13 protein-coding genes are annotated in these 11,723 nt (G+C 61.7%); 7 read left to right on the forward strand and 6 right to left on the reverse strand.

Annotation, left to right across the window (positions count from 1 at the left end; genetic code table 11):
* Nucleotides 1-471: 471 nt before the first annotated feature.
* Nucleotides 472-1,677, forward strand: coding sequence for a sensor histidine kinase (locus ACWA1U_RS01770; RefSeq protein ID WP_463723631.1), 1,206 nt, complete (start codon nt 472-474; stop codon nt 1,675-1,677).
* Here ACWA1U_RS01770 and ACWA1U_RS01775 read toward each other — a convergent pair.
* The gene (locus ACWA1U_RS01775) at nt 1,615-2,367 is read right to left on the reverse strand and encodes a response regulator transcription factor (RefSeq protein WP_463723632.1); all 753 of its coding nucleotides are present in this window, start codon (nt 2,365-2,367) and stop codon (nt 1,615-1,617) included. The two genes, ACWA1U_RS01770 and ACWA1U_RS01775, sit on opposite strands and share 63 nt — an antisense overlap.
* Before the next feature lie 152 nt (nt 2,368-2,519).
* Between ACWA1U_RS01775 and ACWA1U_RS01780 the strand changes: the two genes are divergently transcribed.
* Both ACWA1U_RS01780 and ACWA1U_RS01785 read left to right on the forward strand, forming a co-directional pair.
* Nucleotides 2,520-3,005 carry a hypothetical protein gene (locus ACWA1U_RS01780; protein WP_463723633.1) on the forward strand — a complete coding sequence of 162 codons (486 nt, stop codon included), beginning with the start codon at nt 2,520-2,522 and terminating at the stop codon, nt 3,003-3,005.
* Nucleotides 3,006-3,065: 60 nt separating this feature from the next.
* Nucleotides 3,066-3,560, forward strand: coding sequence for a hypothetical protein (locus tag ACWA1U_RS01785; protein WP_463723634.1), 495 nt, complete (start codon nt 3,066-3,068; stop codon nt 3,558-3,560).
* 64 nt (nt 3,561-3,624) lie between these two features.
* On the opposite strand, the gene ACWA1U_RS01790 is transcribed toward ACWA1U_RS01785, so the two are convergent.
* Together ACWA1U_RS01790 and ACWA1U_RS01795 are read right to left on the reverse strand one after the other, a co-directional pair.
* Nucleotides 3,625-4,005, reverse strand: a complete 381-nt coding sequence (locus ACWA1U_RS01790; RefSeq protein ID WP_463723635.1) for a hypothetical protein — start codon at nt 4,003-4,005, stop codon at nt 3,625-3,627.
* Complete coding sequence (locus ACWA1U_RS01795) at nt 4,002-4,337, reverse strand: PadR family transcriptional regulator (RefSeq protein WP_463723636.1); 336 nt, start codon at nt 4,335-4,337, stop codon at nt 4,002-4,004. Before ACWA1U_RS01795 ends, ACWA1U_RS01790 begins: the two co-directional genes overlap by 4 nt.
* 154 nt (nt 4,338-4,491) lie before the next feature.
* On the opposite strand from ACWA1U_RS01795, the gene ACWA1U_RS01800 reads away from it, so the two are divergent.
* Entirely contained in the window at nt 4,492-6,225 is a 1,734-nt protein-coding gene (locus ACWA1U_RS01800) for an ABC transporter ATP-binding protein (RefSeq protein ID WP_463723637.1), read from the forward strand.
* Nucleotides 6,226-6,359: 134 nt separating this feature from the next.
* A complete protein-coding gene (locus tag ACWA1U_RS01805) occupies nt 6,360-8,261 on the forward strand; it encodes an ABC transporter ATP-binding protein (RefSeq protein ID WP_463724928.1) in 1,902 nt (633 codons plus the stop codon).
* 65 nt (nt 8,262-8,326) lie between these two features.
* Here the strand turns inward: ACWA1U_RS01805 and ACWA1U_RS01810 are convergent, their stop codons facing one another.
* A complete protein-coding gene (locus tag ACWA1U_RS01810; protein ID WP_463723638.1) occupies nt 8,327-9,373 on the reverse strand; it encodes an NAD(P)-dependent alcohol dehydrogenase in 1,047 nt (348 codons plus the stop codon).
* Nucleotides 9,374-9,520: 147 nt separating this feature from the next.
* Between ACWA1U_RS01810 and ACWA1U_RS01815 the strand changes: the two genes are divergently transcribed.
* Complete coding sequence (locus ACWA1U_RS01815; RefSeq protein WP_463723639.1) at nt 9,521-10,069, forward strand: heme-degrading domain-containing protein; 549 nt, start codon at nt 9,521-9,523, stop codon at nt 10,067-10,069.
* On the opposite strand, the gene vapC is transcribed toward ACWA1U_RS01815, so the two are convergent.
* Entirely contained in the window at nt 10,066-10,470 is a 405-nt protein-coding gene (gene vapC / locus ACWA1U_RS01820; protein WP_463723640.1) for a tRNA(fMet)-specific endonuclease VapC, read from the reverse strand. The genes ACWA1U_RS01815 and vapC overlap by 4 nt on opposite strands.
* A complete protein-coding gene (vapB, locus tag ACWA1U_RS01825; RefSeq protein WP_463723641.1) occupies nt 10,467-10,697 on the reverse strand; it encodes a type II toxin-antitoxin system VapB family antitoxin in 231 nt (76 codons plus the stop codon). Before vapB ends, vapC begins: the two co-directional genes overlap by 4 nt.
* Nucleotides 10,698-10,838: 141 nt before the next feature.
* On the opposite strand from vapB, the gene ACWA1U_RS01830 reads away from it, so the two are divergent.
* Nucleotides 10,839-11,714 (forward strand): TPM domain-containing protein, encoded by an 876-nt coding sequence (locus tag ACWA1U_RS01830; RefSeq protein ID WP_463723642.1) that lies wholly within the window; start codon nt 10,839-10,841, stop codon nt 11,712-11,714.
* Nucleotides 11,715-11,723: the final 9 nt, after the last annotated feature.

The raw sequence follows: 11,723 nt of genomic DNA on the forward strand, positions 1-11,723 counted from the left end.
CCCGGACGGTTCAGCGTCAGAAATACGGCGCCCGCACCCGAAACGGTGCGGGCGCTTCTGCGTCCAGCTACGGTGACCGGGCACACCCTGAACTTCCGGTGGCGGATCCGCTAAACCTTGGACATTCGTCTATTGCTTCGCTGGAGCGGCGTCCGGCAGGCTGGGAGGACCAGCCTCCTACTAGATCCAGGACCCCCAGTGAAGCAAACCAGTCGCTTTTTTCTTGTCTCCCTGCTGGCAGTATCGGCAGTTGTAGCGCCGCTCCAACCCGCGATCGCCGCTTCGCCGACAGCATCCGAAACTGCATCCGTGGCCCGCTACCCCGGACTCGTTCCCTTCATCTGCAAGGCCCTGAAAATCTGTTGAGCAAGGCTGTTGCCTGCCCCGAAGCCGGAACGCGATAGGTTGAGTCCAGAGGACAATCCGTCGTCGGCCGCGGGAGGGGAACCAGTGTCATGGCGAGCCGACATCATGCGGTCTTTCTCTCTGACGCCCACGCTCCGATTCATCGCGTGCATTCTCCTGCTGTTGGTGATCGTCTCCGACCTCCTCGACCTTGCGGCCTCGACTTATAGCTCTGCCAGCCTCATTGTGCCGGTGGGCTCCTACATTGCACTGATTGTCTATTTCCTTCGGGTCGAGTTCGGGTTGCTGGCGGCCGTTGCCGTTGCAATTACTGCACTGGTGCTTGACCAGGCAGGCTATGCCATCCTCGTGGTGGCAGTAGTCACCATCGTTGTGTCCTTCCTCGGCCGCCGCTGGGCGCGCCTGACCGCCCTCGGCGGCGCATTTCTCTGGGGAATACTGACGCTCCTCGACACACACGGGCACCAATGGTCATCCCTTCTCAGTGTTGCCTTGATCAGCGTTTGCTTCAGTGGCCTCGGATGGGTGGGCCAGTGGTTTTGGGTGCAGCGCATCGGCTCCGAGGAACAGGTTCGCCGCCTGGAACGCCAGTCCGAGAGCATCCGCGCTGACGAACGCCGCGCCCTCGCGCGTGAGCTTCACGACGCCGTCGCCCATCAACTGACCGTGATCGTCCTGCAAATAGCGGGGACGCGCCGCTCAACCGATGTAGTCAAGCTCAGGGATACGCTCGGCGCGATCGACGGGGCATCGCGATCCGCTCTGACGGAACTCCGGCTCATGCTGCACTTGCTGCGCGATCAGGAAACCATAGCCGCCGCGCAGTCTGTCGCGGCGCCACCTGCCACGGACATTCGGGAGATGCTTTCCACGCTCGAGGAACAGCTGCGGGCGTTGGGGGTCCAGATCGAATCGCGGTGCGAACCCCAGCACGTAGCGGTTTCCGGAACTCTGGCGACGTCGATTACCAGGTTGCTTCAGGAGACCTGCACAAACGTCGCGAAATATGCCGACCGCACCCAGCCTGCCTTGATAGAAGTCTTTGCGGCCGATGAAACCCTCTTCATTGCGGTGACCAGCCACATCGACAGGCATAAGGGCGACACCACCGGCGCACTAAGCTCCGGGCACGGGCTTCAAAGCATGCGCGAACGAGTGAACCTGCTTCAGGGAAGTTTCTTTGCGGGATCAGTCGGCGAGCGGTGGGAAGTGCGCATCAGTTTGCCGACTGGCGGCCACAATGTTCGGTCATCGATTACCGCTGAGAGTGGTGCCGTCGACGTCGGCCAGCCCGGGCGAGACCAGACCTAGCTCCACCGCGCGCACCAACAGCTGCACCCGGTCCCTCACCCCCAACACCTCACAGGCGCGCCCGAGGTAGAGCTTCACGGAGCCTTCGGAGACGAACATGCTTGAAGCAATCTCCTTGTTGTTCCTACCCATGGCCAGGTGACACAGAGCCTCATACTCCTGTCTGCGCAAACCTGATTTCACCAGGCGTTCCTCACCATTCAGCGCGTCCGCGTTGGACGCCGCTACGTGATCGGCCAGGAGGCGGGTGACGTCCGGTGAGAGGACCAGTTCGTTGCGCATTACCTGCTCGAGCAGGCTGAGGATCTCGTCAGGGTCGGCGTCCTTCACCAGATAACCGGAGGCACCCGCCCGGAGCGCCGGAATGACGTAATCAAGCGTGGAGAAAGTTGTGAGGGCCACGACGTGCGGTGGGTCCGCCAGCTGGCAGATCTGGCGTGTGGCCGCGATCCCGTCCATTACCGGCATCTGAATGTCCATCAGCACAACATCAGGGTTGGAAACTGCCAGCTGATCAAGTGCCTGCTGGCCATTGCCCGCAGTCCATAGGACATCGAATCCGGGTTCAGAGTCGATGAAGTTCTCCAGGCCACGGAGCATAAGCGGCTGATCATCGACCAGTCCCACACGTATTCCCCCAAGCATGGTTCCACCATAACCCGCGAAGAGGCGCAGGGTCCAGCTGTCCAAAAATATTGGAAATTCGGCTATTGAAGCTGCAGATCGCTCTCCGGCACAGTGAAGACGGCGGGGAAATTCCCTGCATGAAGTGATCATTCATCCACATAATTCTCAGCGGCGCACTCGCACCGGCTCAGTGAAAACCATGGAGGAAATTCAACGTGAAAATCAAGAATGCACGAATGGCGAAGGCGCTGGTAGCGGCCTCCGTCATCGGGGGAATGTCGTTCGCAGGTATGTCGGCGGGCAACGCCGCTCCGGCCACGCCCGTGGTGTCGCCAACTTCTTCAAGCCAGTCGGTTGCAATAGTGCTCAGCGCGGGTGGCTCAACTTCCACCACATCAAGCACCCTCGGCGGCGTCAGCCCATCATCCGTGCCCAGCCTGCAGGGCAATCAAGCCACTCCCCAGGCAGTTCCCATCGCGGTGCGGCTGGCCGTACGGGCCGCCATGGAGGTCCTGAAGCGGACCAGCACCACCTGGTACAACGCTGTTCGCGCAACTCTCAACAAGGGCCGCACAGCCTTCGTCAGCTGGTGGAACAACAGCGTGCCGGCCAACATCAAGAATGTTATCTACACGGTCACTGGTGGGATCAGCGGAAATGCACTTTACGACGCACTTCTCTGGGTCTTCGGCCTCAACTAAGCCAGCAAATTAGCACGAAGTATTCTCCGCCAAATAACTGCACTTAGATAGGAAACTTTCATGGATAAGAAGAACTTCTGCCGAGCCGCGACCTCGGTCGCAATTGTCAGCGCGCTCTCCTTCGGCGGTATTTCCGCTGGCAACGCGGCTGTTGCGCCCACTGCGGCACCTGTGACGGCGTCGTCCTCTGTGATTCTGGCGAGTCCCGCCGGTTCCGCAGGTACGGCGTCGACTGTATCGCCGTCGTCGTTGGGTTCCCTTGCCGGCGGAATCACTGCAGCACCTGTAACCTCCGCCGGAGGTGGCGCTTCCACCCAGGCTGTGCCGATCGTCATTCGCCTGGCGATCCGGGCCGGCATGGAAGTCCTCAAGCGAACCAGCACCAGTTGGTACAACGCCATCCGCAGCGCCATCAACAGCGGGCGCACGGCGTTTGTGAACTTCTGGAACAACAGCGTTCCCTCGTCCATCAAGAAGATCGTGTACGGCGCAACCGGCGGCGTGGGCGTGAACGCCCTCTACGATGCTCTTCTTTGGGTATTCGGCCTCAACTAGCCACTAACCCCAAACTGACTTCAAGGGGCGTTCCAGGCTATGGCCCGGGACGCCCCTTGAAGTGTCATCCGGATGATTTGCCGGCCCGGCTGTAGCGGAGGAATTCCGCAAGGACACCAAGACCCATGACCAGTAATCCAAGCAAGGGGCTGAATGGTGTGACGGGATCAAGCGCGGTTACCCCTGCCTCAGCGGCCAGCCTGATCCCCAGCCAGACCACTAGGCCCAGAACCAATCCCGCGATGATGAAGCCGTACCGTTTTTTCGGCTTGTTGTTTGGAGTCAGGCTGCGCGCGTAGTCCTCAGGCTCACCAAACTCGCGCTCCAAGCCCTCGTCATCCAGGCCAAATTCCTTGATTCCTGCGACAGCCCCCCGGATTTGTTCGTGGGACGCACCGCGGTTCACCAGCTCGGCCTTCATCCGGCTCTCAAAATCAAACATCATCCCTCTCCCTCACTCAGTCTGTTCATGCTTGTCACGATTTCCTGCCAGGCCTTCCGCGCTTGTGCCAGTTCTGCTTGCCCATCAGGGGTCAACCGGAGGATCTTCCGGGCCGGGCCAGTGTTTCCTGTGTCCCAGGTATGGGCTATGAGCCCTTCACTTTCCAGCCTGGCCAGAATGGGGTACATCACCCCGCCTTTGACACTGCCGAACCCATACTCCCGAAGGCGAACCAGAAGCTCGTATCCGTGGACTTCCTCATGTGCAAGGACTGCCAGCGCGGCAAAGGGAAGGGTTCCTCGACCCAACTCATTGCGCCACTGCCGTGTTTCCATACCTAGACAGTAGGCGCAACTAGATGGAAATTCAACCTATGTACGAACGCAAGAATAATCCTTTCGGCTGATGTTTCCGCTTGCAGCCGGGCATAACCTGAGATGCGGTTCTCCCACCCCCGGAACCGCTCCCACTATTCAAGGAACCGGCTCAATGCTGATCAAACTGGTCCGGCACTACCTGCGGCCCTATGCTCCACAGGTTGCGGCGGTGGTGGTTCTGCAACTCATCTCGACCATCGCAGCCCTCTATCTGCCCAGCCTTAACGCGCAGATCATTGATGAGGGAATAGCCCGCGGTGACACAGCGTACATCTGGGATATTGGGCTGGTGATGCTCGGCGTAAGCCTCATTCAGGTGGCAGCGGCCATCGCCGCGGTGTACTTCGGGTCCAAAGCCGCAATGGCGCTGGGCAGGGACGTACGCAAAGGCGTCTTCCACAAGGTCTCAGGCTTCTCGGCCCAGGAGGTCAACCGCTTCGGAGCACCGAGCCTGATTACGCGGGGCACCAATGACGTCCAGCAGGTTCAGATGCTGGTGCTGATGGGCCTGAACTTCATGGTCGCGGCGCCGATCATGTGCGTTGGCGGCATCTTCATGGCGTTCCGCGAGGACCTCGAACTCTCATGGCTGGTGTGGGTGTCGGTCCCCGCGCTGTTCGTCGTCGTCGGGTTCCTGGTCTGGCGCCTGATGCCGCTGTTCCGCACCATGCAGGTGAAGATCGACAACATCAACGGCGTGCTGCGTGAACAGATCACCGGAATCCGGGTGGTCCGCGCCTTCGTCCGTGAACCGTACGAGGCCAAGCGCTTCGGCAAAGCCAACCGTGAACTGACCGATGTGTCATTGGCTGTTGGCTCGCTTTTTGTGCTCATGTTCCCCGCGATCGGCATGATCCTCCACCTCGCCACCGCCGCGGTGCTGTGGTTCGGCGGCCTGCGGGTCGAAGCCGGAGAAATGCAGGTGGGCGCCCTCACCGCGTTCCTCCAGTACCTGCTGCAGATCCTCGTGGCAGTCATGATGGGCACCTTCATGGCAATGATGATTCCGCGCGCCTCAGTGTGTGCCGAACGCATCGGCGAGGTGATGGACGTTGAGCCATCCATCAAGGAGCCTGCCAGCCCCCAACAGCCGCACAGCAAAGCCGGCGTAGTTGAGTTCCGCAACGTGACATTCGCCTACCCCGGTGCGGAAGCTCCGGTCCTGAGCAACATCAGTTTCACCGCCGAACCAGGGCAGACCACCGCTATCGTGGGGAGCACCGGCTCCGGGAAGAGCACGCTGATCTCCATGCTGCCCAGGCTGTTCGACGTCGGAAGCGGTCAGGTCATGCTCGACGGCATTCCGGTCACCGAAATGGACCGGACGGACATCACCGACCGCGTGGCACTGGTACCGCAGCGCCCCTACCTGTTCTCCGGGACCATCGCGCACAACCTGCGCTTCGGAAACCCCGACGCCCACGACGACGACCTTTGGGAAGCGCTGACCGTGGCACAGGCCGCGGACTTCGTTCTGGCGAAGGAGCACGGCCTGGACGCACTGGTGTCACAAGGCGGAACCAATGTTTCAGGCGGACAGCGGCAGCGGCTCTGCATTGCCCGCGCCCTCGTCGCAAAACCGAAGGTCTACCTCTTCGACGACTCCTTCTCCGCCCTGGACGTCACAACCGATTCCCGGCTGAGAGCGGCACTGAAAGCCAAGACCAGGAATGCCACCGTGATCATCGTCGCCCAGCGGGTCACCACCATCACCGGTGCGGACCAGATCCTGGTCATGGAGCACGGGGAGATCGTTGCGCGCGGAACCCACGAAGAACTCCTCGAAGACTCCTCCACCTACCGGGAGATCGTCGAGTCGCAGAGCACAGTGGAGGAAGTGGCATGAAGAAGAACAAGACCCTCCCACCCGACGCCGGCCCCACCGTGGACCCGGTCCTCGCGCCAACCCCCGGGGCGGCTGCTGACGCGGAAGCACAGGTGCTGGAGGAAGAGTTCCAGCCAACAGAAGCCGACGGCGACATGTTCGGCGGCACTCCCGCCAAAAAAGCAAAGCACTTCTGGCCCTCGGCCAAGCGTCTCTTCGGCCTGTTGAAGCCTGAGAAGGCAGCCATCGCGGTGGTGCTCGCAATGGTGGTCATCGCCGTCGTTCTCAATGTCATTGCCCCGCGCGTGCTTGGTAACGCGATGGACGTAATTTTCAGTGGGGTCATCAGCACCAACCTGCCGGGCGGTGTCAGCCAGCAACAGGTCATTGAGAACCTGCGCGCGGATGGCCAGGATCAGTTCGCCGACATGCTCTCCGGGATGGAGCTGACGCCGGGAGCCGGTATCGACTTCGGGTTGCTGGGCCGGCTCATCTACCTGGTGCTCGGGATGTACCTGGTGTCCTCACTGTTTATGTGGCTGCAGGGCTACGTGTTGAACAAGGTCGTCATGCGGGTGGTCTACAACCTGCGCCGAGACGTTGAAGCGAAGCTGAACAGGCTGCCGCTGAACTACTTTGACACCCGGCAGCGCGGTGACCTGCTCTCCCGCGTAACCAACGACGTCGACAATGTGCAGCAGGCGCTGCAACAGGCCTTCGCGCAACTCATCATGTCGGCCCTCAGCCTGATCGGCATCACGGCGATGATGTTCGTGGTCTCCTGGCAGCTGGCGCTCATTGCGCTGGTGGCGTTGCCGCTTTCGGCTGTTGGCGCCGGCATCATCGGCGTCCGCAGCCAGAAGCTCTTCGCGGCACAGTGGAAGAACACCGGAAAGCTCAACGGGCATATTGAGGAGTCCTTCAGCGGGCATGACCTGGTGCGGGTATTCGGCCGCGAGAAGGAATCGCTGGCCCAGTTCGATGAAAGGAACGACGAGCTCTACAAGGCTTCGTTCGGCGCACAGTTTGTCTCCGGGATGATCATGCCGGTCATGCAGTTCATCTCCTACCTGTCCTATGTGGGGATCGCGGTGGTCGGCGGCTTGCGGGTGGCTTCGGGTTCCATGACCCTCGGTGATGCGACGGCGTTCATCCAGTATTCGCGCGAATTCAATCAGCCCCTGAGCCAGATGGCGGGCATGGCCAACATGCTGCAGTCCGGAATAGCCTCAGCCGAGCGGGTGTTCGAACTGCTCGACGCCGAGGAACAGGACCCGGACACAGCATCTGAGACGCTTCCGGCGAAGACGGACGGGCATGTGGAGTTTGACGATGTCAGCTTCAGCTACTCCCCCGAGAACCCGCTGATCGAGAACCTCTCCTTCGCGGCGAGGCCGGGTGAGACTGTCGCTATTGTCGGGCCGACCGGGGCGGGGAAGACCACACTGGTGAACCTGGTGATGCGTTTCTACGAATTGAACTCCGGGCGAATCACCGTTGACGGCGTGGACATTACGCACATCACCCGCGCTGAGCTGCGCTCCAAGGTGGGCATGGTCCTGCAGGACGCCTGGCTGTTCGGCGGCTCCATCTATGACAACATCCGCTACGGCAACCTCGATGCCACCGAGGAGCAGGTGATGGAAGCGGCCAAGGCAACCTACGTGGACCGCTTTGTCCGCGCGCTCCCCGACGGCTACGAAACCGTGATCGACGAGGACGGAAACAACGTCAGTGCCGGCGAGAAGCAGCTGATCACCATTGCGCGTGCGTTCCTGGCCAATCCGTCGCTGCTGATCCTGGATGAAGCAACCAGCTCCGTGGACACCCGGACTGAACTGCTGGTGCAGCATGCCATGGCCGCACTGCGGACGGACAGGACCAGCTTCGTTATCGCCCACCGGCTCTCAACCATCCGTGACGCGGACGTCATCCTGGTGATGGAGGACGGCCGGATCGTTGAGCAGGGAAGTCACGCTGAACTGCTCGAGTCCAAGGGCGCCTACTACCGGCTCTACATGTCGCAGTTTGCGGGAGCGACGACGGACGCCGGCTAGGAGGGCGCCCGCCGTCGTCGTACCCCGATTTGGGCGCTGGACCAGTCCGGTTTGGTTTGTAGTGACTAGCTGAGCGTCGAGGTGTCGATCACGAAGCGGTAGCGGACGTCTGATGCAAGCACGCGCTCGTAGGCCTCGTTGATCTTGTCGGCCGGAATGACCTCGATCTCCGAACCCAATTGGTGTTCGGCACAGAAGTCGAGCATCTCCTGGGTCTCGCGGATCCCGCCGATCATCGATCCGGCGAAGGACCGCCGGCCGCCGATCAGCGACATGGCGTTGACCGGCAGTGGCTCGGCGGGAGCGCCCACGTTCACCAATGCACCGTCGAGACTCAGCAGGCTAAGGTAGTCGCTGATGTTGATCGAGGCGCTGACCGTGTTGATAATCAGGTCGAAGGAGCGCGCCAGGTCCTTGAATGTGTTTTCGTCGCTGGTGGCGTAGTAGTGGTCAGCCCCGAGCCGGAGCCCGTCTTCCTGCTTCTTCAGCGACTGGGACAGCACGGTGACTTCCGACCCCATGGCGTGTGCGAGCTTAACGGCCATGTGGCCGAGACCGCCAAGCCCGACGACGGCAACCTTCTTGCCGGGTCCGGCACCCCAGTGCCGCAAGGGAGAATACGTGGTGATCCCGGCGCACAACAGGGGCGCAGCGGCGTCGAGCTCGATTCCCTCCGGGATCCGGACCACGAAGTCCTCGGTCACCACAACGTGGGTGGAGTAGCCGCCCTGGGTGACGGTCCCGTCACGGTCAACGGCACCGTACGTGCCCACGTTTCCTTTGAGGCAGTACTGCTCCTCGCCTGCTTCGCAGTTTTTGCACTCGCGGCACGAGTTGACCATGCAGCCCACTCCCACACGGTCTCCGACGGCATGCTTGCTGACGTTCGCGCCCACCTCCGCGACCACGCCGGCAATCTCGTGCCCGGGTGCCAGCGGGAACTTCTGCGGCCCCCAGTCGCCGCGGACGGTGTGGATGTCGGAGTGGCAGATGCCGGCGAACTTGATGTCGATCAGTACATCGTCGGGGCCGACGTCCCGGCGCTCGATGGTGGTGGGTATGAGGTCTTCGGTTGCGGAGGGGGCGGCGTAAGCGTGAACGGTGGTGGGCACGGTGAACTCCTGTGAATGGTTTCTATGGGCTACTAACCATCTAACCCCTTTTCGTGCTGACGTGGGAGACCTCGGTCCGCGGACATGGCATTGACGGTGCGAGCGACTAGGCTCGTTGGCGACGCAATCGAAAGCAGGAGGAACGCGGTGCCCGAGAACCAGCAACCTGACGGCGAGTTCGATCCCGATACCTCCGATCCCCAGCCGCCCGAGGCCCTCGAAGCGCTGATCAACCGGGTTGAGGAAGAAGTGAAGGCGCTGCAGTTTCCGTCCTTCAACCAGGGGGACGCGCTGGCGTTGGGGCTGCTGATCGTTGAGCTGGCGACAGAGCGGGAGCTGCCCGTCGCAGTCGATATCCGGCGCGGCACCCACGTCCTGTTCCACGTCTCCCTGCCTGGTGCAACGCCGGACAATGAAGCGTGGGTCGAACGGAAAGCCCGCACCGCCGAACGCTACGCAGCGCCGTCGCTTTTGATTGGTCTGCGTGGACGGCGGGGCGGCGGGAGCATCGCGGACAACGCCTGGTTCGATGAGTCCGTTTACGCACCTCAGGGCGGCTCTTTCCCCGTTTACGTTCGGGACACCGGTCTGGTGGCAACGGTGACCGTTTCGGGACTGCCCCAAAGGGAGGACCACGACCTCGTGGTCGAAGCGCTCCTCAAGTTCCGCCGTCGGAAGAAGAAACCGCGCGCCTAGGCCAGCCAGCTCTCCGTGAGGAGTCCCGGTACTCGGTCAAACTCCTTCAGGTTATTGGTAACGACCACCAATCCCCGGGACCGTGCCTGACCCGCGATCATCGAGTCGAACGGCCCTATGGAGGTTCCGACTCGTTTAAGGTGTGCCCTGACCTGCGCCGTGTGGTGCGCCGCGGCGGCGTCAAAATCAAGTGGCGCCAGTCTCCCAACGAGCCCGTCAATCACCCGCAGGTTGGTTTCCACCCGGTCGGAGATTTCCGCGCCGTAGACGAGTTCGGACAGCACCACGGACGACAACGCCATGCGGCCAGCATGCTCGTTGAACTGCGCACGCAGCGACTCCGGCTTGTGACGAATGGCGTGGATAAGAATGTTGGTGTCGAGGAGGTACTTGAGCGTCACAGTGAGTGCCGCTCCTGCTCTTCGGGTTGTTCGCGTTCAGCTGGAAAACTGGCGTCCAGTCCAGCCTCTCTAAACCACGAATCCCACACCAAGTCCACTGGCGTGATCACTCTCGACGAACCATGCTGGATCACTTCGACTTCCGTCACTGTGTCCGGCCACTCCAGGGCTTTGGGTATGCGGACGGCCTGCGACTGATTGTTCTTGAAGATTCGGGTTGTGGTCATGTGGTAACTCCTGCGGTATATACAACAAGCATATACAGGATGGGTCGAAGGGACTAGGCCGTTCGACTGGTTTTTCCTGCAACCCTGAATTTCGGTTTTCAACGCCCCTACGCTGGAAGCAGGAACAACACGGAGGGGACCATGATGAACCTGAAATCGGTAGGACCATCCGCCGCCGCGGGCGCGATGCTTCTCCTGGCGCTCACCGCTTGCGGCGACAACGGGCCGGCCACCCTGCCGAATCCTCCCAGCGCCAGCAATGTGCTCGATTCCGCTGACGTACTCACTGGCGACCAGGAGCGGGGCCTCAATGCGCTGATCGAAGAGCGGAACACCGAGACCGACGCCGCCCGTGTAGCAGTACTGACGGTCGACGGCGCCAGCGGCTCGATCGAGGACTACGCCCGGGATGTCGCTGCCCACTGGGGCGTCGGTGACGAGGGCGCCGACAACGGCGTACTGGTGGTTGCCGATACCGGCGAGCGCGAACTGCGCATCGAGACGGCCGACGGCGTTCGCGAGCGGTTCTCCGACGACGAGGCTGAGGACGTGGTTGGGGATGTCCTTGAACCGGCCTTCAAGGATGAGGAGTACGCGGAAGGCCTGTCCGCGGCAGTGGGCCAGATCTACCTGTACGCACAGGGTCAGGAACCACCGAAGGATCCCTACGCCTGGGTTCTTCCCGTTTCGATCGTAGGCGGACTTGTCATCGTGGTGACCGCGGTGATGCTGTGGATTGCGGCGGACTCACGCCGTCGTCGTCGGATTGCCGAAGCCGAAATTCAGGCTGCCGAACAGCGCGACCCCGAGTTCCAGCTCACCGATTTCGAGCGGGAAGCCTACCGAAAGTACCGGTACAGCCACCGCAAGTCCGACGCCGTGAGCAACCCGGCCATATGGCTCCCGCTGTACGCCGCGAACCCGGGGCAATTCAACGGAAGCGCGGGTAATGCGTCCGGCTCCTCGGTCAACGGGGGTGGCGGGTTCTCCGGCGGCGGGGCCTCTGGGAGCTACTAACGTAGGTCC

The organism is Arthrobacter sp. TRD_SC_6, assembly GCF_055361185.1.

What these genes read in the sequence shown, in the direction of transcription:
- ACWA1U_RS01770 (WP_463723631.1), top strand. Translation starts at nt 472, where the DNA reads ATGCGGTCTTTCTCTCTGACGCCCACGCTCCGATTCATCGCGTGCATT.
- ACWA1U_RS01785 (WP_463723634.1), top strand. Translation starts at nt 3,066, where the DNA reads ATGGATAAGAAGAACTTCTGCCGAGCCGCGACCTCGGTCGCAATTGTC.
- ACWA1U_RS01790 (WP_463723635.1), bottom strand. Translation starts at nt 4,005, where the DNA reads ATGATGTTTGATTTTGAGAGCCGGATGAAGGCCGAGCTGGTGAACCGC.
- ACWA1U_RS01795 (WP_463723636.1), bottom strand. Translation starts at nt 4,337, where the DNA reads ATGGAAACACGGCAGTGGCGCAATGAGTTGGGTCGAGGAACCCTTCCC.
- ACWA1U_RS01800 (WP_463723637.1), top strand. Translation starts at nt 4,492, where the DNA reads ATGCTGATCAAACTGGTCCGGCACTACCTGCGGCCCTATGCTCCACAG.
- ACWA1U_RS01805 (WP_463724928.1), top strand. Translation starts at nt 6,360, where the DNA reads ATGTTCGGCGGCACTCCCGCCAAAAAAGCAAAGCACTTCTGGCCCTCG.
- vapB (WP_463723641.1), bottom strand. Translation starts at nt 10,697, where the DNA reads ATGACCACAACCCGAATCTTCAAGAACAATCAGTCGCAGGCCGTCCGC.
- ACWA1U_RS01830 (WP_463723642.1), top strand. Translation starts at nt 10,839, where the DNA reads ATGATGAACCTGAAATCGGTAGGACCATCCGCCGCCGCGGGCGCGATG.